This window comes from Janthinobacterium sp. 67 (assembly GCF_002797895.1).
GTDB lineage: Bacteria > Pseudomonadota > Gammaproteobacteria > Burkholderiales > Burkholderiaceae_D > Janthinobacterium.
Genome location: NZ_PGES01000001.1, coordinates 2,956,999 through 2,978,875, shown reverse-complemented (window position 1 = coordinate 2,978,875; position 21,877 = coordinate 2,956,999). Strand labels below are relative to the sequence as shown.

Below are 21,877 nucleotides of genomic sequence, written 5' to 3'. Positions count from 1 at the left end.
GAAGAGAATGAAAAACGCAGGCAAAAAAAAGCCCGCGGTTGTATTCGCGGGCTGAATCCAATGTTCGGAGAACGAATTGGAGGAGACGGTTCTACTATAGCGCTGAAAATGGTGCAGTGCAATACCGTAGAACTACTGTATCGGTCTCGCTTTGATGTCAAAAAGTCAGTATTTCATGTTGCGGCGCACAGAAAGCTCAGGCCTTGCTGCGCAATGCCAGCGTAAACGTGCTGCCATGGCCGTAGTCGCTGTTGAAGAACAGGGCGCCGCCGATGGCGTTGGCCAGGTTCTGGCACAGGTACAGGCCCAGTCCCGCGCCTTCCACGTGGCGCGTGGAGGTGGAATCGAGCTGCGAGAAGGCCTGGAACAGCTTGGCCTGGTCTTCTTCCTTGATGCCGGCGCCGCTGTCGGCGATGCTCATTTCCGTCACCAGCACGCCGTCTTCGTCGCGCTGGGCCAGGCTGATGCGCACCGTGCCCTGTTCCGTGAACTTGATGGCGTTGTTGAGCAGGTTGATGAGGATTTGCGTCAGCGCGCGGCGGTCCGTGTCGATGATGGCGGGCGGCTGGCCTGGCTCGCCCAGTTCGAGTTCCAGCGCCAGGCCCTTTTGCTGGGCCAGGGGGCGCAGGGTGTCGGCCACGTCGCCCATCAGTTCCTGGCAGTGCACGGGTTCGATCGACAGGGTCAGCTTGCCCGCCTCGATCTTGGCCACGTCGAGGATGTCGTTGATCAGCGAGAGCAAATGGCGCGCGCTGGCGCGGATGGTGTTCAGTTGCTTGTCCTGGTCGGGCGTCAGGGGGCCGGGCAGTTTCATCAGCAGCGCGCCGGTGAAGCCGATGATGGCGTTGAGCGGCGTGCGCAATTCATGCGACATATTGGCGATGAAGGCCGACTTCATGCGGCTCGCTTCGGCCAGTTCCAGGTTTTTCAGGGCGATTTCGCGGTTGATGGTTTCCAGCTCGGCCGCATGGTGCGCGAGGCGCATGTTCAGTTCGATCACCTGGCGTTCGCGCGCCTGCAGTTCGCCATTGACCTGCACCGCCTGTTCATAGGTGGAGATCAGCAGGTCGAGGATTTGCTGGCGTTCCGCATTGATGAAATGCTTCTGGTCGCCCAGGTACAGGGCGATGCCGATTTCCACGTTCTGGTTCTTGCGCAGCTTCTGGTTCATCAGCATGTGGCTGATGCGGTTGAGCAGGTAGTCTTCCGCGTAGGGCTTGCGGATGAAATTGTCGGCGCCGCACTCGATGCCGCGGATGATGTCCTTCGGGTCGTTGAGCGAGGTGACGAGGATGACGGGGATGTCGCGCAGGGTCGGGTCGGACTTGATGGCGCGGCACAGGTCGTAGCCATTCATTTCAGGCATGACGATATCGGACAGCACCAGGTGCGGCTTGCGCTCGCGGATGGCAGCCAGGGCCAGCTGGCCATTCGCCGCCACGCGCGCGTTGTAGTGCAGCGACTGGATCAGGCGGCGCAAGCGCTCCGCCTGGGTCGGGCTGTCCTCGACGATCAGGATCTCGATTTCGTCAGGCTTGATTTGGTTGTTGGAGTCCACAGACCTCTCCTAGGATTTCAGTGTGGTGATGCTGGGCGCCGTGAGCGCGCAATATCGACATCGTATGACTATATCGGATTTAGGTCTGCAAAAGTAACTTCCAAGTAACTATTTTGGCCACAGGGAATGCTGTGGCCGCCTGTCAGTTTTCGCCCTGGAACTGGCCTGCGCGATAGGTCAGCACGAGCGTGTCGCGGTGGCCATGTTCGCCCAGGGGCTGGATCGGCGTCGATTCGTGGATGACGGCCGCGTCGTCGAGCAGCAGCAGCGACCACGGTTCGGTCAGGGTAAAGCGTTTGCCGTTGGGGCCGTCCGCTTCGAAGATGCGCGTCTCGCCGCCCTTGATCTGTTCGCGCCCGACCAGCAGCACGGCGACGAAATCGACGCCGTCGCGGTGCGCGCCTTCCGGCGTGGGGCGGCCGATGCCGTCCGTCGTATCGATGCGGAACTGGTGCGCCTCGATGAACCAGGGCTGGCTGCCCTTGACCTGCGAGCAGGCGTCGCCCAGCGCGCGGATCAGCTGCTGCCAGGCCGCTTGCGCGACGATAGCCGCTTCGACCGGTTCGAACAGGCGGTGCATGCCGCCGTGCAGGGCGTTGTATTCCACCGGCTGCCAGTGCGGACGGTGCGCCGTCTGGGCCAGGCGTTCGCCATCCTGCACGAAGCACGAGTGGCGCCGGCGGCGATAGCGGCCGCCATCCTTCAGGTAATTGTCCAGCGCCAGGGTATTCCAGCTCGGTTCCAGCGCGCGCAATGCGTCCAGCGGACAGCCGGCCAGCGCGGCCACGTCCTGCGGGCGCAGGACGGCATAGCCGTCGTCGCGCAAGGCGTCCTTGAGGCGGGACGGGTCGGTAAAGATCGGTGCGGCAGTGCTCATGGCGGTGCGGGCCGGAACGGGCCTGTATCAGTTTATCTAGCCTGGCATTCTACGACTTCGCGGCGCTTCCTGTGCAGTCCGATAAGAATTATTCTTGTTTACTTAAAAATTCTTTACCAGGGTCAGGCGCAGCGAGCGCGATTCCACCGGATGGAAGTGGATATCGTCGACGGCTTGCGCCTCGCCGGGCAGGCGCGAAGCATAGTAGTAATCGATGGCCGAGTCGCGCCGGTTGGCCAGGTTGTAGCCTTCCAGCTCCACGCGCAAGGTCTTGCCGATCTGGTAGGCGATGCGCCCGTTCAAGCCCACGCTGGCCGACGAGCGCACGCTGTTGTCTTCCATCAGCGGGCGCGGACCGAAATAGCGCAGGCGCAGGGAGCCCGACCACGGACCTCGCGGCGTCACCGTCATGGCCAGCTGGGCTACGCCTTCGATGGCGCCGGGGATGAAGTCGCCGGCCGGATCGCTGCCGCGCGAGCGTGCCCGCGCATACGCCAGATCCAGGTCCAGCGACAGCCAGCCGGCCGCCTTGTAGTAGCCGGAAAACTCGATGCCGTAGCGGCGGCTGGGGCGGCCCGCCTCGGTGGCGCCCGCGTCGCCGATGAACAGCAGCTCGGAATCGAAGTCCAGCCGGTACAGCGACAGCGACGTTTGCAGGCCGGCGATGGCGGCGCTGCGCAAGCCCAGTTCCAGTCCGCGCGAGCGCACGAGCGGCGTGACCTTGTCGGCCGCTTCGCCCGTTTTCGGGTCGACCGTGATCGTCGTGCCGCGCGCGTCGTTGCTGTGAAAACCATTACCGATGTTGAGATACGCTTCCGTATCGCGCCACGGCCCGGCGATCACGCTCAGGCTGGGGCTGAACAAATGGTCGCTGGCCTTGCCCGAATTGGCGGCGCGGTCGCTGCGCACGTCGAAGCGGTAGGCATCCGCGCGCAGGCCGGCCACGGTGCGCAGCCAGCGCGACCAGCGCGTGCTGTTTTCGCCATACACGCCGATGCTCGATTCGACGATATGGTCTTGCCGCGTGGTCGACACGATCTGCCGCTGCCGCGTGTGGTACAGGCCATTATGGATATTGTCGTTCTGTAGCTGCACGCCGATGGTGGTGTCGCTGCTGCCGCCGTCCGTGTGGCGGTGCCAGGTGCGGCTGGCGTCGAGGCCGGCCGTCACGCGCCGGTCGGGCTGGGCGAACTGGTCGCCGTTATCGGGGTCGTCCATCGCATACGTAAAATTCGAGAACAGGGCCAGGCGGTTGGCGATCACATACGCGCTGACTTTGGACGATACGTCGTCCGTCGTCTGGCGCCAGGTGCCCGACAGGCTGTAGCGTTGCGCCTTGCCGCCGTCGCTGGCATCGATGGCGTCGAAGCGGCCCAGGGTGCCGTCCTGCACGGCGCGCAACGGAATCTGGTCGGTGGCGTTCCAGTTGGCGTCATACGCCATGGCCGTGACGTTGAAGCCGTTGTTGGCATAGCCTTCGCTGTAGCGCAGCACGCCATTGAGCTTGCGGTAGCGGTCCGGCTGCGTGAACGGGCCGTCGTTGCGCTGCGCTTCGAGCGCGTACAGCAGGCTGCCGTCGCCCGCATCGTTGGAGTCGGCCAGCAGGGCGCGGCGAAAGCCGTTTTGTCCGACGCCCACGCTGGCGACGCCCTGCGTCAGGCGGTTCGCGTAGACGACGGATGCCGCGCCCGCCGAGGAAAAATCGCCTTGCGCCGCCGAATACGGCCCCTTTTTGTAATCGAGGCGCATGGCCAGTTCGGGGATCAAAAAGTTCAGGTCCGTCCAGCCCTGCCCGTGGCCATGGCTGCGCTGGTTGACGGGCATCTCGTCGACGGTGGTGCGCAAGTCCGTGCCGTGATCAAGGTTGAAGCCGCGCAGGTAGAACTGGTTGGCCTTGCCTTCGCCGCTATGCTGGCTGACGATCAGTCCCGGCACGGCTTCGAGCAATTCGCCGGGCCGGTAGCTGGTGCGCGCATCGAGCTGCCGTTGCGTGACGCTGCCCGCGTTGGCCGAATCGGCCACGCCCAGCTGGTTCAGGCGCGAACCGTCGACGAGCACGCGCTGGAAGATGTCGTCGGCGTGGGCGGCGGTGGCTGAAAACAGGGTGGCGAGGAGGAGGGGAAGGTAGCGTGGCGTCATGGACTTAGCGGATCGGCAGTTCCGTGTTCTGGCGGTCGAAAACCAGCGTCTGGATGGCGCCGCTGTCCTGCACGTTGAGGGTATTGCGCTGGCTGGGCAGGAAGTCGGTCAGCAGCTGGTTGTGGATGCGCGTGGCGGGGGCCAGGCGCGTGCGTTCGATCTCCTGGAAGATCACCACGTTGTCGGCATTGACCTTCATGCCGACCCAGTTCAGGCGCAATCGCTTGCCGTCCGGTCCCACCAGGTAAAACTGTTTTTCGACATAGCGGCGCAGGGCCGCTTCGCTGTCTTCCTGGCCCAGGTCGAACTGGCGCTGGTACAGATTCGTCAGCAGCGCCTCGACGTCGTGGCCCGTGTAGGTGTGCACCACTTCCGTGCTGCCGCTGGCCGCGTTGTAGCTGATGTCGGCAATACCCATGTGGAAGTTGTGGGCGCCGGCCGCCATGCTGGCGCAGGCCAGCAAGGCGGCGCCCATCGCGCGCCAGCGCTTCATGCCTCGTCGCCCTTGGACGAGCCGCCGTTCTGGCCTTTCAGCGGCGTATGGAAATCGCGCATCAGGTTATCCTTGGGCGACTTCTCGCTCTTGAACAGTTCCAGGCGCGATGGCGTAATTTTGCGCGGCCAGCTGTTGTTGCTCGTGTCGATGTCGGCCGTTTCCCAGTACGGGTCCTGCACCAGGCCCACCATCGGCTCATCGGTGATGACGACCTTGGTGATTTTCTTCGGCGAGTAGCGCCATACTTCGGCCGGCACGCGCTCGATGTACTTCCTGCCGCTTTTCAGTTCGATCTCGAGGATCAGCGGCATGACCATGCCGCCCACGTTCGACAGGTCGACCAGGTACAGGTGCTTGCCCTGTTTCAGCAAGTCCTTTTCCCACGGTTCCAGGGCGGCCAGCGCTTCGGCGTAGGCGTTGCGCTCCTTGTTGGTCACCGTGAAGTCGTCGTGCTGGTTGTAGAAATCCTTGAGCTCCGGATGCGCATCGACGCGGCGCGGCATGCCCTTGTTGGCGCGGCTCGTGACGGATTCCGGCTGGGCGTCTTTTTGCGCCTTTTTCCACGCTTTTTCCGTGGCCGGATCTTTCGAGCTCACGCCGTATTCGCTGATGCCGTCGATGCTGATGTCGACCGGGTCGGTCGTATAAAACCAGCCGCGCCAGAACCAGTCGAGGTCCGTGCCGGAAGCGTCTTCCATGGTGCGGAAAAAGTCGGCGGGCGTGGGGCGCTTGAACTTCCAGCGCTGCGCATATTCCTTGAAAGCGTAGTCGAACAGCTCGCGCCCGAGGATGGTTTCGCGCAGGATGTTCAGGCCCGCCGCCGGCTTGGCGTAGGCGTTGTTACCGAACTGCAGCAAGGATTCGGAATTGGTCATGATGGGGACCTGGTCGCGGCTACGCATGTAATCGACGATCTCGCGCGGCTCGCCCCGCGAAGCCGGATAGTTTTCTTCCCACGCCTGCTGCGCCAGGTATTGCACGAAGGTGTTGAGGCCCTCGTCCATCCACGTCCACTGGCGCTCGTCCGAGTTGATGATCATCGGGTAGTAGTTGTGGCCCACTTCATGGATGATCACGCCGATCAGGCCATACTTGGTGCGCTTCGAATACGTCAGCTCGCCCGTCTTCTTGTCTTTCACCGGACGGGGGCCGTTGAACGAGATCATCGGATACTCCATGCCGCCCACGGGACCGTTGACGGAAATGGCCGTCGGGTACGGGTAGGCTATGCTGTACTTGTTGTACTGCTCGATCGTGTGCACGATGGCTTGCGTGCTGTATTTTTCCCACAGCGGATTGCCCTCCTTCGGATAGTAGGACATGGCCATCACGTCGCTGCCGCCTTTCTTGTAGCCCTGCGCATCCCAGATGAACTTGCGGCTCGAGGCCCAGGCGAAGTCGCGCACGTTGGACGCCTTGAAGTGCCACGTCTTTTGCGCGCGACTCACGGATTTTTCGGCCGCTTCCGCTTCCTTTTGCGTGACGATGACGACGGGCTTGTCGCTGCCGCGGGCCTTGTCCAGGCGCTCGCGCTGCGTGGCAGACAGCACGTCCTGCGGGTTTTGCAGCTCGCCCGTGGAGGCGACGATATGGTCGGCGGGCACCGTCAGCCGCACGTCGTAGTCGCCGAACTCCAGGGTGAATTCGCCCGAGCCGAGGAACTGCTTGTGCTGCCAGCCGGCCGCGTCGTAATAGGCGGCCATGCGGGGGAACCACTGCGCCACTTCGAACAGGGCGTTCTTGTCGTCGAAGACTTCATAGCCGGCGCGCCCGCCCAGCACCTTCTGTTCGTTGATGCGATAGTCCCAGTCGATCTGGAAGACGAAATCCTGGCCCGGTTTCAAGGGCTGCGGCAAGTCGATGCGCATCATCGTGCGGTTGATCACGTGCTTCAAAGGCTGGCCATCGGCGCCCGTCAAGCGGCGGATATGGACGCCGCCCTGGAAGTCGCCGCGCGCGAGGATGCCGCGCAAGCCTTCGAATTTCATCGTGTCTTCGCCCGTCGTCCTGGCCCACGCCTGGCGCGAGGGCGCCGTGGCCATGCGGCGCGCATCGGAGTCGGGCTTGTAGATATTCTGGTCCAGCTGCACCCACAGGTAGCCGAGCGTGTCGGGCGACTGGTTGTGATAAGTGATGGTGCCGCTGCCGGTGATTTCGCGCCTGGCTTCATCGAGCGTGGCGCGGATCGTGTAGTCGGCGCGCTGCTGCCAGTAGGCGTGGCCCGGCGCGCCGGAGGCGGTGCGGTAGGTATTCGGGGTGGGCAGCACTTCTTCGAGCTGGCGGAACTTGTCGTCGAATGGTTCGGCGGCGAAGGCCGACATGGTAAAGCACAGAGCCAGCGAAGCGACGGAGCCGAAAGGTATGCGCATGATCACCCTGATGTTGTTGTAAGGAAATAGTGGCAACTATTCTATACGCAGGGTGGGGCCATCCATGTATCGATTTGTAATAAAGAAAGGCGGATTTCGCGCCAGCTTTTGCCTGGCGCTGTCAGGGGAATGCTTTGCCTGATTTTGCTCGGAAAAGCGGCGCTTTTACTCACTTTTCATCAGGCTGTCGCGCAACTGGTTCAGTTGTTGTTTCATGTCCACAACCTGCTCCACGCTGCAGTGGCTGGCCGCCAGGATGGCTTCGGGCAGCAGGGCCGCCTCGTGGCGCAGCTGGTCGCCCTGCGGCGTCAAGGAAATGATGACCTGGCGCTCGTCGCTGGCGGCCCGCGTGCGCGTCAGCAGGCCCGATTGCTCCATGCGCTTGAGCAAGGGCGTCAGGGTGGCCGAGTCGAGGAACAGCCGCTCGCCCACTTCCGACACCGTCAAGCCGTCGCGCTCCCACAACACCATCATCACCAGGTATTGCGAATAGGTCAGACCGAGCTTGCGCAGGAGCTTGCGGTACAGCTTGTTCATGGCAAGCGAGGTCGAGTACAGCGCAAAGCACAACTGGCCGTCCAGGCGCGGCACCTGGTGCAAGGGGTTGGGGGTGGTAGTGGTATCCATGGGCACAGTATATATAGTGCGCTACTTAGTTGCAAGCGACCTCAATGCTTCCAGCGCCTGTGCGTCCAGCGTGAGCGCGCCGGCCGCGACGTTTTCGCGCAGATGCGCCACCGACGAGGTGCCGGGAATGACCAGCATGTTCGGCGCGCGCTGCAGCAGCCAGGCCAGCGCCACCTGCATTGGCGTGGCTTGCAGGGCGGCCGCCACCTGGTTCAAGGTATCGGACTGCAGCGGCGAAAAGCCGCCCAGGGGGAAGAACGGCACATAGGCGATGCCTTGCGCGGCCAGGGAGTCGATCAGCGCATCGTCCGCGCGGTGCGCCAGGTTGTAGTGGTTCTGCACGCAGACGATGGGGCTGATGCGCTGTGCCTTGGCCACCTGGGCCGCATCGACATTGGACAGGCCGATATGGCGCACCAGGCCTTCGCGCTGCAGCTGCACCAAGGTGTCCAGCGGCCCGGCAAGCGACGAGCCGTCCGCGCCGTCCATGCCCGGCGCGCGCAGGTTGACCACGTCGAGCACGTCCAGGCCCAGGTTGCGCAGGTTGTCGTGCACGGCGTCGCGCAGCTGCTGTGGCGATGCGGCCGGCAGCCAGGACTGGTCGGCGCCGCGCACGAAGCCGATCTTGGTGACGATGGTCAAACCGTCGCGGTAGGGATGCAGCGCTTCGCGGATGATCTGGTTGGTGACGTGCGGGCCGTAAAAGTCCGACGTGTCGATATGGTTGACGCCCAGTTCGATGGCTTCGCGCAGCACGGCGACGGCGGCGGCGCGGTCTTTCGGCGGACCCCAGACGTGCGGGCCGGCCAGTTGCATGGCGCCGTAGCCGAGGCGGTTGAATCGGATGTCGCAATGGGCGGGCGTGAATTGGTCGCGGGCGGGGGAATACGTGTGCATGGCAGCTCCTGTGTGGTGGTCGAGTAAGGGAGCAGCCATCGTAAGGCCGATTGCGCTGTATGATAATCGGGTCAATCCGGTACAGGCTGTACTCATTTACGCACAATGAAAGCGCTACTCATGCATGCAGACAACCCGTCCATGGCCGATTTGTCCGCCTTTGCCCTGGTGGCCCGGCATCACGGTTTTCGCCAGGCCGCGCGCGCCAGCGGGCAATCCGCGTCCGCCATGAGCGAAGCGCTGCGGCGGCTGGAGCAGCAGCTGGGTATCCGCCTGCTGGAACGCACGACGCGCAGCGTGACGCCGACGGCGGCCGGTGCGCTGCTGCTGACGCGCCTGCGCCCGGCGCTCGATGAGGTGAGCAGCGCACTCGACGTGCTGAATGACTTGCGCGACAGCCCGCGCGGCATCTTGCGCCTGAACGTGCCGGTCAACGCGGCGCGCTTCTTCCTGCAGCCCATGGTTGACGGGTTCCTGCGCGCCCATCCGCAGATCAGGGTCGAGCTGGTGGTCGATAATAATTTTGTCGATGTCGTCGCCAGCGGTTGCGACGCGGGCATCCGCTATGGCGAACGGCTGGAGCAGGACATGATCGCCATCCCCATCGGCCCGCGCACGCAGCGCTTCGCGGTGGCGGGCGCGCCCTCCTACCTGGCGCAGCGCGGCGTGCCCGTGCATCCGCGCGACCTGCTGCGGCATGCCTGCCTGCTGGGGAAATTCCTCAGCGGCGCGATTCCACCGTGGGAGTTCGAGCGCGACGGGCAAAAAGTGAGCGTGGAGCCGGACGGCCCCGTGATCGTCACGCCGACGGCGGCCGATTTTGCGGTCAGCATGGCCATCGCCGGCCATGGCCTCGTCTATCTGTTTGAAGAGTGGCTGCAGCCGTATATCGATGCGGGCCAGCTGCAGCCAGTGCTGGAAGACTGGGCGATGCCCTTTCCCGGCCCGTTTTTATACTATGCGGGCCGGCGCCATCTGCCCGCGCCGCTCCGTACCTTCATCGATTTCGTGCAGGCCAATTTTGCGCAGCCTCCTCAGTCTGTCGGATAGCGTGCGCGCAGCAGCTTGAGCATGGCGACGTTCTGTTCCCACGCGTCGCTCACGGGCTGCTGCGTCCAGGGCAAGGTTTGCGTGTAGGGCGCGGGGCCGAATTCCGGCGTGAACGTCATGCGCTCGGCGCCGGCCGCGCGGCGCAGGGCGACGATGGCGTCCCACCAGGCCAGGTGGGCGTCGAGCGCAGGTTTCGCTTCCGGTGCGCGGAAGTCGGCTACTTGCGGCCCCTGCGCATGGCCCACGCGCGCATGCACGTGGCGCACCAGCGGCAGCACTTGCGCCAGGGTCTGCGGCTGGTCTTCCAGCAGCGATTCGCAGGCGCAGCACCAGTGCGACAAGTCGGCCGTCAATGGCAGCTCGGGATACTGCCGCAGATACGGCAGCAGCAGCATCGGGTGGCCGGAAAAGCGGCTGCGGTGGATTTCATGCACGATGGGCACGCCGTGCCTGGCCGAGATGGCGGCGGCCAGGTCGAGCAGTTCTGCGTTCTGTGCCTGCGTATAAAAATCCTTGCCCGTGTGCGTGTTGACCAGCACGGGGCGCGCCAGGCAGGCGTTTTCCAGCAGCTCGGTCAGAGCCGCGCGGTGCAGCGCGAAGTCGCTGTGGAACACGGTTTCCCACTGCGCGGCGATCAGTTCCAGGCCTGCATCCGCGATGCGCTTGGTCCATTCTTCGCGCAGGGCGGTGTCCAGCGGCAGCGACATCTCGATGCCGTCGAAACCGGCTGCCGCTACCCTGTCGATGAAGACATCGGGCGGCAGCTCGTTATTGCCCCAGTGGGCGGCGAAGACGTCGATGCGCATCAGACGAAGCCCCGAACGGGGAAGGAGTCGTCGCGCTGTATCCAGTTGTGGGCCGCATATTGCGTCTGGCCGTCGGTGGCGTGCAAGGTGTAGGCGTGGCGCGACACGGGCGAGCGGTTCGGCGCGCTGTAGTGGGGCAGCAAGCCGTGGAAGCAGACGAGTGCGCCCGCCTTCACTTCGAGTGGCACGGCCGTGCTGTCATCGGGCCATGGCGTGGCGTCGAGTTTTTCCACTCTTACCTGGTCGCCGTTGCGGATGAAGCGTTCGCGCAGGGGGCCGCGGTGTCCGCCCGGTTCCGCCCACAGGCAGCCGTTTTCCAGGGTGGCATCTTCCAGCGCGAACCAGAAGGTGGTCACGCTGATGGGCGTGGTCTCGAAATACGTGGCGTCCTGGTGCCAGCGCACTTCGCCGCCGATGCCGGGCTGCTTGAAGATGTACATCGATTGCCACACCTGCGCGTCCGCCAGGCCCAGGTCGCGCGCCACTTCGGCCAGTTTCGGATCGGCCGAAAAAGCGCGGAAGACGGGGTCCAGGTCGTGCATGGCATGGCCGATCTTGTTGATCGACAGCGATTTCGCCTGCTTCAACTGACCGTCCGTGTCGAACGCCTCTTCCTCGAAGAAGCAGCGGATGGTGTTGTCGGACGCGAGAAAGTAATCGTTGGTGTTCTTTGCCTGGTCGCGCGTGGTGAAGATGGACTGGCTGACGCTGGGGTCGAATTCGTTGACAATCTGCTCGGCGCGCGCGCGCAGGGCGGCGATGTCGTCCGCGCCCTTGAAGCCGGGCAGGATGATGTAGCCGTCGCGTTGGTATTGTTCTTGTTGTTCAGTAGTCAGCATGGCGGCGGCTCCGGAGGTCAGTGGAAAGCGCCATTGTAGGATGGGCGAGGGCGGCAAACAATCGCCCAGCGGTTGACAGATTGTCGTCAAAGCGCAGACAATCTTTGACATGGATCAACTAAAAGCGATGGAAATCTTTGTCGAGGTGGCGCGCCAGCGCAGCTTCACGCTGGCGGGGCAGCGCCTAGGCCTGACGCGGGCCATGGTCAGCAAGACCATCATGCAGCTGGAGGAACGCCTGCATGCGCGGCTGCTGCACCGCTCCACGCGCGAAGTGAGTTTGACGGACGCGGGCCGCGCCTACCTGGCGCCGTGCATGGCCACCGTCAGCCAGGCGCAGGAAGCGGCGCGCATGGTGGCGCACGTGGCGCAGGCGGGAGCGGGGGCGGAGCTGGCCGGGCCGCTGCGCATCCAGGCGCCATCGAGTTTCGGCAGCGCGTGGCTGGCCGACGCCGTCGCCCGTTTCAGCCTGCTGCACCCGCAGGTGCGGGCCGAGTTGTTTGTCGATGATGCGCTGCTCGACCCGATACGCCACGGATTTGACTTGACGATACGCGTGGGCGGCATCCCGGACAGCAGCGCGCTGGCCATGCGCCCGCTGGCGCCGTGCCGCGCCGTGCTGTGCGCCAGCCCCGCCTACCTGGCGCAATGGGGCGTGCCGCAGACGCCGCAAGAGCTATTGCGGCATCAGTGCCTGCATTTCAGCCACCTGACCGATGGCACGAACTGGCATTTCCAGCGTGGAGAAGGGAAAGAACGGGAAGACGTGAGCGTACGCGTACAGGCGGGTTTTACAGCGAATAACGGCCTGGTGCTGCACCAGGCGGCGCAGCGGGGTCTCGGCATCGTCTACAGCACCACCTTCCTCGCCTGGCGCAATCTGCTCGATGGCAGTCTGGTGCCCGTGCTGACGGACTGGGAACTGCCTCTGAATCACCTGAGCGCCCTGTATCCGGCCAGCCGGCAGCCGTCGCCCAAGGTGCGCGCGCTGATCGATTTCCTCGTGGCCGAATACCAGCCCGTGCCGCCGTGGGACCGCGAGCTGGAAGCTGCGGGATTTTTCAGCTGAAGGCGACGGGTTCCACCGTCCACGCGCCATCGGCGTACACGCGCTCGTCGTCCAGATAAACTGCTTCGGTGACGGCGAAGATGTCGACGTGGTAGCGCGCATCCTTGCGCTTGAATTGCGGTTTCGTGTAGACGCCGTGCTTGGCGCCCAGCGACAGATGGATGCCGCACATGCGTTCATACGTGCCGATGTCGTTGACCAGCTGTTCGCGCGAAAAGGCGCGGTTCATGCCGAAGCCCAGTTCGCGCACCCACACTTCGCCTTCATGTGCGCGGATGATGTCCAGCATGGCCAAAAATTCCGGCGTGGCGTTTTCCGTGCCCGTCACCCGGCCCTTGTCGATGATCAGGGTGATCGGCGTATCGGGGCGGTTGACCATGAAGTGCGTGTCGCCGAAAACAAAGATGCGCACGCGCCCGTTCACGGCTTCCAGGTCCTGCGCTTCCGTAAACACCTCGCCCAGCGGGAACTGGCCGCCGATATTGTGCATGCCGCTGTAGTCGCCGATATTGAGCTTGGCGCCCTCGAATGGCGAGGCGAACACGAGCTGCTCGCCGCCGCTGTCGACCATGCCGTGGCGGGCCGTGTCGATGCGCGCTTTCAAGGCGTGGCCCACGCCGCGATAGTAGGCGGGGTCGTAGGCCAGCGAGGCGATGTAATGCAGTCCCTGCACGCCGGGCATGCGCGACAGGTGCACGTGCTCGATCACTTTCAGGCCACGCTTGAACAGCTCGATGCGGATGCGGAACGCTTCCAGGCGGAAGCTTGTCGACTGTATCAGCACGACGAGGCTGCCGGCCGGCAGTTCGGCAAACGCGGCCAGCACGGCGTCGGGCGTGACTTCGTCGAAATCGATAAAGGCCGCATCCGGCAAGGCCAGTCGATACGCTTCCGTCAACACGACGTTGAGCCAGCTGCGCTTGTCGCAGACGATCAGGGACTGTTCGTCCGGGCGATGGCAGATGGCCATGGCCAGCAGGTCGGCCACGTTTTGCGCGGCCACTTCGGTGGCGGCGGCGCTGATGGCGTCGAGCCGGCTGGTGTCGTTTTCGGGAAGCGTCATGGTGCGGAGGTATTGGGCGTGAAGTAAACACGGCATTATAAGGCGATTGCCGCAGGCGCCACCATTCGCCATCGGGCGTAGGAGCGCCGCCCGTGGCGCGGTGATCTTGTGTAGTGCCACACGGCAATGTATTATTGATAAACCGCTTGACGGCGGGCCTGGACGGGGCGCGGGCCGCGGTAGAGCCCGCCTACGCCAGGCACAGCTCCACAGAGCCATATCAATACAACAGGCTGACAAGCCAGGACTAAGAGCGTGATGCGATGAGCATAATCGGACAAGATATCCCCATGGAGCGGCCGGATGCGGATGGGCGCGCCGCCGTCTTCGTTCCCGTCACAGGCGTCAAGGAAGATGTCCTGTTGACCATACGCAAGGGAGCTGCCATTGTCGGCTTCGCCAACCACGACCGCACCATCACCGTGTATTTTGAAAGCAATCGCTTTGACGACCCCGTGCTGGCCAAGTGGGAGCACAAGGCGCGCAAGGCCTACGACCGGTTGATCGACAATGCGCCCACCGTGTCGAAACTGACCACCAGTCCTGCCAATTTCGAGCAGATCGGCTACATCAATGGCAAGGGCATCACCATCCGCCGCATGGAAAGCCTGCAGCGCTGGCTCGCGTATTCGGATGCGATGGATACTTGTCCGGCAACGGATATCATTCCGCGCACGGTCATTGCCAAGGCTGAAAGCGTCAAAGTTTAAGAGCGGCTGATACAAGGCCGGGGAGATGTTGCCTGCCCCGCTTTTACCTCACTGTACTGAAGTACTGTCTTCGGGGCGGCGCCTAGCCCTGAGCATTTTCTCAGTCGCTCGTGGTGTGCAGACGGGAGCCAACAATGTTGTCGGATTACGCGTGGCTTTGCCACGCTAATCCGACCTACCCGACCTACGCATGACCTCGCTTATCACTACACCACGATGATATTTGCCCGCGCCTTGAGCGGGCAGGGCAGGGTGTCGTCGAAGGTGATTTCGATGGCGCTGGCGACGAACATGCCGCCGATGTGCTGGGCGGCGATTTCGGGCGGCGTGCCGGGCTTGGTCAGGTTGACATCCTGTGCAAAGACAAACACGCGCCAGGTGCCGTAGACTTCCTGCTCGAATTGCAGCAGGGTCCGGTATGCCCGCTTCAGGTCCAGGCTGGCCGCGTACACGCCGTCGTTGGCGCCCGGATCGAAACCGAGGCCATCATCGGTCAGCGGTTCCACGAAGAACAGGCCCTGCGGCGCCTGGAACAGCACGAATGCATACAGTTCCGTGCCGCGGAAGACGTTGCCATTGTCGCGCCTGAAACTGGCGCGCAGCCACAATGGCTCGAACGCCTGGACCACGGGCGGGCTATCCGTTTCCACCGGGCCCGCCACGTGCACGTTGACTTGCGTCTCGTTCACGGCATGCTCGTAGGTGGCGCCCGTCGTAAAACGTTCGTATTGCCAGCTGATGTCGGCCTGATAGGGCTGGCCCGCATTCGGCGCTTCCGGCAAGACCCACTTCGCCACCACGCGCTCGGCCAGGGTCAGTTCGCCGGCGGCCGGCGGTGTTGCTTCCTGGCCACGCCAGAAGGGATCGGCCACATCCGAGCAGGCGGCAACGATGGCGCCCGAGGCGATGGCCGACGCCACGCCCGCCACCGTGAATTCCGGCTTGCCCGAGGCGGCGCCCTTGGGCGTGCAGCAATGCACGCTGGGGTCCGTTTCCTCGAACGTGCCGCCCACGCTGAAGCTGGCCTTGCCAGCGCCGAGCGCGGCGGCAATGATGGCCACCAGCGCGGCGATGACGGCGATGATGATGGCGAGTATCTTCCACCACGGGTCGGAAAACGGCAGCTCGCCATGCGTGCCGGCGTAGGCGGGGTTCGGCGTCCAGACGAGCGTCATGCCGGTCGGCACGATGGGCCCCAGGCCTGGCGGGCAGCGGCACTCTTTTCCATCCGTGCCCGTGCTGCCCCAGCGCTTGCCGGGCAGGTGGCCTTGCGGCTTGGACAGTTCCAGCGTGCCTTCCTCGACCGTGCACGTGTAGGTGTTGGTGGCGCTGTCGAAGCGCGTTTGCGACACAAAAATCTGCTGGATCGAGCGGTGCGGCGTGTAGCCGTCCGCCTTGGCGACAAAGCTGACCAGGCGCTTGCCGGGCGCCGCATGCTGGAAGTCGGCATCCCACATCACCAGCATGGCCGCGCCGGCCGGGATGCTGGCAAAGAAGAAGGTACGTGCCACGGGCACGATGCCGGGGTCGCCCACGCTTTCCAGGTACACGGTGACATTCGTCAGCGCGCTGCCCGACGTGTTGGTGACGTGGGCGGCGATGCGCAAGCCATAGATGGCATTGTCGAAGATGCCATCGGGCAGCATGATATTGGTGACGGGCTCGATCGCGAACGGCCGCGTCAGCACCTGCAGGGGGGTGTCGCTCATGATGCTTGCTCCTCGGGGCTGTGCTGTTCTTGCGCCTGCTCTTGCGCTTGCTCTTTCTCCTGATCGGTGACGATGTACGTGATGCCACCCATGAGCTTGCCCTGCTGGCTTTCCAGCACGCGCAGCAGCGCATACTGGCGTGGCGGCAACGCTTGGGCGCGCACGCTCAGGTACACGGCCAGTGCCTTGCCGCGCGGCACATCCAGCGCCAGCTTTTGCTCGCCGGGCGTATCGCCATTGCAATGGGGCGTGCGCGCCAGTCCCGCGATCAGGTGCGCTTCCCTGGCGGGTTGCCACCGTTCAAGTCCCAGGGTGGCCAGCAGGCGTTCCGGCAGCTCGCCGCCATACTCCAGCTGCAGTTCCACTTTTTTTGTTTCGCGGGGCAGGGCTCCCACCGCGATGGTCAGCAGCTGCGCGTGCCTTGCCGCCAGCACGACGGTGACATTGCGCTGGGCGATCTGCTCGTGCAAGGTGGGCTGGAAGAGGAAACCGCTGGGCAGGGGATCGGGCAGCGGGTTGATGTCGCCCGGGCCGTGGGCCACGGCCAGCAGGCATTCGTGGCCGCCATTGACGATGACGGGAACCCACGGCACCAGGCACAGCACTTCCTGCGTGGCACCGGGCGGCAAGTCGGCAAAGGCGGAACCGATCTGCGTGGCGGCGCCGACGGCGATCTGGCCGGATGGATCGGCCCAGTAAAAGTCCACGCGCACGCCGTTCGAGGCGCTGTCGCCCGTGTTGTGCACGCGGCCCCACAGGTAGTTGGCGGTGCCGGCAACGGGCGCGCCGGGCGGGCCATTCGGATCATTGCCCGGCACGACCCAGATATCGGCGCTGTCCCACCAGGGCTGGCCGTCTTCGATGATCAGGTGGGCTGACATGGCGTTCTCCTTGTCCTTGGCCGATGCTTTTAGCTTAGGCCGCGGCGGCGGATGCTTTTTGATCGGCGTCAAGGCCCTGGAACACGGTGCGGGTGCGCCGTTGCCGCGCTTGCGTAAGGTAATATTGCGGCAGAACGCAGTGGAATGACTCCAGGAAAAGGTTGGAATGTGTCTGAAAAAGTAAACGAAGTTTGCATCAACGCCGCTTGCGGCCGTACCTTGCCCCTGCGCGTGGCGCATTGCCCGTTTTGCGGCGCGCGCCAGGTGGCGCAAGCGCCTGTTCTGGAGAAAGCGGTGGTGCCGCCCCCGGCGCCTCCGCGCATGCAGTCACCCGTGCCCGTGGCGCAGCCCGCTCCTGCGCCGCAGCCCGTGCCGACCGTCTCCGCTCCCCAGGCCGTCCCTCCAGCACCCGTCCCGCCAGCGCCCGCCGCGCCGGCCAAGGCGCCGCCCGCCAAGCTTGCCGGCAAAGGCTCGGTGCCGCCGCCGCGCCCGCCCGTGCGCCTGCGCACGTGGATCGCGGCAGTGGTGGTGCTGACCGGTATCTGGTTTTATAACAAGCCGGCCGACAAGCCGGCCAGCGTGGCGGAACAGGTCGAGGCCGCCACTGCGCTGGCGGCGCAGTGCGACCTGGACGGGGCGCGCAGCGCGCTGGCCGTGCTGAAAAGCGCGAAGGCGCCCGCCGCACAGATCAAGCGCTTGCAGGCGAGCATCACCAAGTCCGCCGCGACTTGCGAGAAGCAACAGCAGCGGGCGCAGGCGTGGCTGGCGCTGCAGGGCAGCGTCAACCAGGCGCTCGACGCGGGCAAGCCGGAGCTGGCCGCGACGCGCCTGGCCACCTATGTAAAACGCTGGGGCGACGATCCCGACACCCTGGAGCTCGACGCCAAGGTCAAAGTGGCGCAGGCGAGCGCCCAGCTCGATGCGGCCGACGCCTGCCTGGCCAGGGGCGACCGCGTCTGCCTGGAAAACAGCCTGATCGCGGCCGAGCGCTACAAGCGGCCGGAACTGGCGGCGCGCACGCAGGCGCTGCGCACGGCCTTGTCGCAATTGCTCGAACGCTCGCTGCTCGATACGGCCCCTGGCCAGTAGCGCCAGCATGTAAAACGCCCGCCGCGGCCAGGCCCGGCGGGCGTTGCGTTGTCGCGTGAATCGACGCTTACTCTTGCGGCACCAGCGCCAGCGCCGCGCTGAAGTCGCCCATGGGCTTGCCGCCATTGGCCACCAGCGCCTTGTCGCGCGTGTTCAAGCCATCGAGCACGGGCAGCGAGAAGCGGTGCGTGATGGCGCGCAGGATGGAGGCCGAATCGTATTGCGTGTGGTCAACGAGACCCTTTTTTACGTACGGCGAGACGAGGATGGCCGGCACGCGGGTGCCCGGGCCCCAGCGGTCGCCCTTCGGCGGCGTGGCGTGGTCATAAAAGCCGCCGTTTTCATCGTAGGTGACGATGACCAGCATGTTCTTCCATTGCGGACTTTTCTTCAGCTGGGCGATGACGCTGGCGATGTGCGCGTCGCCATCGGCCACGCTGGCATAGCCCGCGTGCTGGTTCAAATTGCCCTGCGGCTTGTAGAAGGCCACGGGCGGCAGCTTGCCGGCGCCCGCGTCGGCCAGGAACTGGCTGTCGAAGTCGCGCAGGTGGGCGGCGCGGTAGGCGGGCGCCTTCACGGGGTCCATGTTGGCAAAATAGTTAAACGGCTGGTGATGGAACTGGAAGTTGGGCGGATTCGGGAAGCTGCCGGCGCGCGCGCTGGCCGTGGCCAGGGCCGTCGTGTCCTTCCAGGCGCCCGCATACCAGGCCCAGTCGATGTTCTTGCCAGAGAGCAGGTCGCCGATATTCGTCTGCGTTTGCGGCGGCAGGGTGTTGGCCTTGCCCGTGTCCGCAAACAGCTTGCTGCTGTCGCCCGAGGCGGGCGCGTTGCTGCTGGGCTGGAACGGCGGCTGCATGGTATTGACGGCGTAGAACATGCCCGTGCTGTCGGCCGGCGTCAGCGCGCCGTCGTTGGCATACGCGGGCGCGCCGTTCAGGACCGTGGTCGGGGCCGTGGCGGATGGCGTCAGGCGCACGAAGTTGCCGTTGGCGTCGACGTCGATCTTGGCGATCGAGCCTTTCGCCACCGAAGTATCGGCGTTCGGGTAGGTCGGCGCGCAGGCGCAGATCAGGTACTGGTGCGTGAGGAAGGAGCCGCCGAACGCGCCGATGAACAGGTTGTCGGCCAGCGCATATTGTTTCGCGATGTCCCACAGCTGCATCTTGCTGCCGTCGTAATAGCCCATCGACAGGCCGCCCGCATCGGAATACGCGGCGAACTTGTCGTTGGCGCCGCCGTTGATCTGCATCTGGTTGTTGTAGAAACGGTGGACGAGGTCGCGCGTGATCACCGATTGCGGCAGGTACAGGGCGCTATTGGCGTCGTCGATCTGGAACGGTTTGTTCGGCAGGTTGGCCGATTGCGCCTGCGTGATGACGGTGCTCTGGCCGGCGGCCGTCATGCCGCCCCAGGTGGGCGGCAGCACGGGCAGGGTGCTGCCGTCGATGTCTTTCTGCGGCACGTACGAGGACGTCGATGTGGGATTGACGCCCGGTACGCCGTTCGCGCCCGGGAACAGGCCGTACAGATTGTCGAAGCCGCGGTTTTCCGCATAGATGACGACGATGGTCTGGATATTGTTCAGCGCCAGCGCGCCGTTCAGGGCGGCCAGCGCGTCGGCGGGCGCCGCCTGTGCGCTGGCGCTGGCGATCAAGGCCGTCACGCTGGCGTTTTCCGCCTTCAGTTTCGCCAGTTCGTCGCCGCTGGCCTTGTTGAAGTCGGACGCCAGGCCCGCTTCGGACACGCCCAGGCGCGCGGCCAGCTTGCCGCTGGCGGAGGCGAAGTCGCCGCCATTGCCATCCATGACTTGCGCCAGCTCTGTCGACAGGGCGCTGACGAAGGCGCTGTGCCCGGCGGGTGCGCGCAGAAGCAGTTTTTGCGTGACCTTGGTGCCCGCGTCGCCGACGACTTCATGGCGAATGGCGTCCGTGCCGACGGTCACCAGCACGGCGCCCTTGCCGTCCAAGGTGTAGCTGCCGTCGGCCGCCGTGCGCACGGCGGCGGAAGCGCCGTCGCACGTGAGCTTGGCCGTGGCGCTTTCCAGGCACACCTGGGCGTTTTCATAGTAGCTGCCGATCACCTGGCCCGTGGTGCTGGGCGTGATCGCATAGTTGCTGCCGCAGGCGGCCAGGCCCAGCGACAGCAGGATAGGCAGGGGACGTAAGACGGGGCGGGAGTGCGGTTTCATGTGCATGCCTTTTGGGTGGAAAACGTCGCATGCTAGGCAGGCAATATGTCAGCTCCATGACATGTCGGCGCCTGTTACATGACGTAATGTACGGACTTGATACATTAGGTTTCGCAGGGTTTTGTCACGCAGCCGTCACATGCCGTTGCTACGCTGCCAGCCCATGATGAAAACGAATTCCACATTGCTGCTTGCCTTTGTAGCCGCCTGCCTGCTGGCCGCCTGCCATCCGGCGGCGCAGAAAGAAGCGGCAGCCAAGCCCGCCTATCTGTCGGGCGCCTACGCGCCCGCCCTGAAACATCAGCCTTCCGTGGCCCAGATGACGGCCATGGGCCGCGCCATGTTTTTCGAGCCCAGCCTGTCTGTCTCAGGCAAAATGTCGTGCGCCAGCTGCCACAGCCCCGATCACGCGTACGGCCCGCCGAACGGGCTGGCGGTGCAGTTGGGCGGGCCGGAATTGAAGGATGCGGGCACGCGCGCGGCGCCCTCGCTGCGCTACCTGCAGACGGCGCCCGCGTTCACCGAGCACTATCACGACGACGATGGCGACGACAGCGTCGACGCCGGTCCCACGGGCGGGCGCAACTGGGACGGGCGCGCCCAGTCCGGCCATGAGCAGGCGCTGGCGCCCTTGTTGTCCAGGCGCGAGATGGGCAACCGCGATGCGGCCGACGTCGTCGCCAAGCTGCGGGCCGGCCCCCTGGCGGCGCAGTTTCGCCAGACGTATGGCGCGGATATCTTCGAGCAGCCTGGCCAGGCCTTGCGCTGGGCGCTGATGTCGCTGGAAGTGTTCCAGGAAAGCCCGTCGGACTTCTATCCGTACTCTAGCAATTACGACGCCGTGCTGCGCAAGCAGGCCGTGTTGAGCCCGCAGGAAGCGCGCGGCCTGGCCCTGTTCAACGATGAACGCAAGGGCAATTGCGCGTCCTGTCACATCAGCCAGCTCACTTCGGGCGGCGCCTTTCCTCAATTTACGGATTACGGCTTGATCAATATCGGCGTGCCGCGCAATGGCAAGCTGCCGGCCAACGCGGACCCGGCGTATTTCGACATGGGACTGTGCGGCCCGGACCGTACCGACCTGATGGAGCACAAGGAGTACTGCGGCAGCTTCAAGACGCCGTCCCTGCGCAACGTCGCCCTGCGCAAGGTGTTTTTTCACAACGGCAGCTTTGACAGCCTGGAGCAGGTGCTGCGCTTTTACGTGCAGCGCGATACGGCGCCGCAAAAATGGTATCCGACGGATAAACACGGCAAGGTGCGCAAATACGACGACCTGCCGCCCGGCTTGGCGGCGAACGTGAACGTGGAGGCGCCGTTCGACCGCCAGCCGGGCCAGGCGCCGGCGCTGAACGAAGCGGAAATCGCCGACGTGATCGCCTTCCTGCACACCCTGACGGATGGCTATCCGGCTCCCCCTTCGGCACAGGGAAAACATGGCTGAAAGATATCAAGATACCATTGCTTACAACTACGCCACAAAAGCCTGTTTTTATGTGCGTTAGCGCAC

General features: G+C 64.5%; 18 protein-coding genes. 5 read left to right on the top strand and 13 right to left on the bottom strand.

Annotated elements, in window-relative coordinates; genetic code table 11:
* Positions 1–196: 196 nt before the first annotated feature.
* The 7 genes from CLU90_RS13385 to CLU90_RS13355 form a co-directional block, all read right to left on the bottom strand.
* On the bottom strand, positions 197–1,558 hold the full coding sequence (locus CLU90_RS13385) for a hybrid sensor histidine kinase/response regulator (RefSeq protein ID WP_100428145.1): 1,362 nt from the start codon (positions 1,556–1,558) through the stop codon (positions 197–199).
* Between the two features lie 142 nt (positions 1,559–1,700).
* Complete coding sequence (locus tag CLU90_RS13380; protein WP_092713804.1) at positions 1,701–2,435, bottom strand: 2OG-Fe dioxygenase family protein; 735 nt, start codon at positions 2,433–2,435, stop codon at positions 1,701–1,703.
* 102 nt (positions 2,436–2,537) lie between these two features.
* Positions 2,538–4,574: a TonB-dependent receptor gene (locus tag CLU90_RS13375; protein ID WP_100428144.1), complete on the bottom strand. Its 2,037-nt coding sequence runs from the start codon at positions 4,572–4,574 to the stop codon at positions 2,538–2,540.
* A 4-nt stretch (positions 4,575–4,578) separates the two neighbouring features.
* A complete protein-coding gene (locus CLU90_RS13370) occupies positions 4,579–5,067 on the bottom strand; it encodes a DUF6702 family protein (RefSeq protein ID WP_100428143.1) in 489 nt (162 codons plus the stop codon).
* Positions 5,064–7,439 carry a M1 family metallopeptidase gene (locus CLU90_RS13365; protein WP_100428142.1) on the bottom strand — a complete coding sequence of 792 codons (2,376 nt, stop codon included), beginning with the start codon at positions 7,437–7,439 and terminating at the stop codon, positions 5,064–5,066. The genes CLU90_RS13370 and CLU90_RS13365 overlap by 4 nt, the downstream gene beginning before the upstream one ends.
* A 165-nt stretch (positions 7,440–7,604) precedes the next feature.
* Positions 7,605–8,066 (bottom strand): MarR family winged helix-turn-helix transcriptional regulator, encoded by a 462-nt coding sequence (locus tag CLU90_RS13360; protein ID WP_092713796.1) that lies wholly within the window; start codon positions 8,064–8,066, stop codon positions 7,605–7,607.
* Between the two features lie 21 nt (positions 8,067–8,087).
* On the bottom strand, positions 8,088–8,963 hold the full coding sequence (locus CLU90_RS13355) for an aldo/keto reductase family oxidoreductase (RefSeq protein WP_100428141.1): 876 nt from the start codon (positions 8,961–8,963) through the stop codon (positions 8,088–8,090).
* Between the two features lie 120 nt (positions 8,964–9,083).
* Here CLU90_RS13355 and CLU90_RS13350 point away from each other — a divergent pair, with 120 nt between their 5' ends.
* Positions 9,084–10,013, top strand: a complete 930-nt coding sequence (locus CLU90_RS13350; RefSeq protein ID WP_198511208.1) for a LysR family transcriptional regulator — start codon at positions 9,084–9,086, stop codon at positions 10,011–10,013.
* Here CLU90_RS13350 and CLU90_RS13345 read toward each other — a convergent pair.
* Positions 9,998–10,819 (bottom strand): sugar phosphate isomerase/epimerase family protein, encoded by an 822-nt coding sequence (locus tag CLU90_RS13345; RefSeq protein ID WP_092713790.1) that lies wholly within the window; start codon positions 10,817–10,819, stop codon positions 9,998–10,000. The genes CLU90_RS13350 and CLU90_RS13345 overlap by 16 nt on opposite strands.
* The gene (locus tag CLU90_RS13340) at positions 10,819–11,658 is read right to left on the bottom strand and encodes a phytanoyl-CoA dioxygenase family protein (protein ID WP_100428140.1); all 840 of its coding nucleotides are present in this window, start codon (positions 11,656–11,658) and stop codon (positions 10,819–10,821) included. The genes CLU90_RS13345 and CLU90_RS13340 overlap by 1 nt, the downstream gene beginning before the upstream one ends.
* Positions 11,659–11,767: 109 nt before the next feature.
* On the opposite strand from CLU90_RS13340, the gene CLU90_RS13335 reads away from it, so the two are divergent.
* Entirely contained in the window at positions 11,768–12,727 is a 960-nt protein-coding gene (locus tag CLU90_RS13335) for a LysR family transcriptional regulator (RefSeq protein ID WP_232731190.1), read from the top strand.
* Here CLU90_RS13335 and CLU90_RS13330 read toward each other — a convergent pair.
* Positions 12,720–13,790, bottom strand: coding sequence for a hypothetical protein (locus CLU90_RS13330; RefSeq protein ID WP_100428138.1), 1,071 nt, complete (start codon positions 13,788–13,790; stop codon positions 12,720–12,722). The genes CLU90_RS13335 and CLU90_RS13330 overlap by 8 nt on opposite strands.
* A gap of 290 nt (positions 13,791–14,080) precedes the next feature.
* Here CLU90_RS13330 and CLU90_RS13325 point away from each other — a divergent pair, with 290 nt between their 5' ends.
* Positions 14,081–14,500, top strand: a complete 420-nt coding sequence (locus CLU90_RS13325) for a hypothetical protein (protein ID WP_092713782.1) — start codon at positions 14,081–14,083, stop codon at positions 14,498–14,500.
* A gap of 206 nt (positions 14,501–14,706) precedes the next feature.
* Here CLU90_RS13325 and CLU90_RS13320 read toward each other — a convergent pair whose 3' ends face one another.
* Positions 14,707–16,209 carry a choice-of-anchor X domain-containing protein gene (locus CLU90_RS13320; protein WP_092713780.1) on the bottom strand — a complete coding sequence of 501 codons (1,503 nt, stop codon included), beginning with the start codon at positions 16,207–16,209 and terminating at the stop codon, positions 14,707–14,709.
* A complete protein-coding gene (locus tag CLU90_RS13315) occupies positions 16,206–17,090 on the bottom strand; it encodes a hypothetical protein (RefSeq protein WP_157808817.1) in 885 nt (294 codons plus the stop codon). Before CLU90_RS13315 ends, CLU90_RS13320 begins: the two co-directional genes overlap by 4 nt.
* 168 nt (positions 17,091–17,258) lie before the next feature.
* On the opposite strand from CLU90_RS13315, the gene CLU90_RS13310 reads away from it, so the two are divergent.
* Positions 17,259–18,179, top strand: a complete 921-nt coding sequence (locus tag CLU90_RS13310) for a hypothetical protein (protein WP_100428136.1) — start codon at positions 17,259–17,261, stop codon at positions 18,177–18,179.
* Between the two features lie 67 nt (positions 18,180–18,246).
* Here CLU90_RS13310 and acpA read toward each other — a convergent pair whose 3' ends face one another.
* Entirely contained in the window at positions 18,247–20,367 is a 2,121-nt protein-coding gene (acpA, locus tag CLU90_RS13305; RefSeq protein ID WP_100428135.1) for an acid phosphatase, read from the bottom strand.
* A gap of 163 nt (positions 20,368–20,530) precedes the next feature.
* Between acpA and CLU90_RS13300 the strand changes: the two genes are divergently transcribed.
* On the top strand, positions 20,531–21,811 hold the full coding sequence (locus CLU90_RS13300) for a cytochrome-c peroxidase (protein ID WP_100428134.1): 1,281 nt from the start codon (positions 20,531–20,533) through the stop codon (positions 21,809–21,811).
* Positions 21,812–21,877 lie beyond the last annotated feature (66 nt).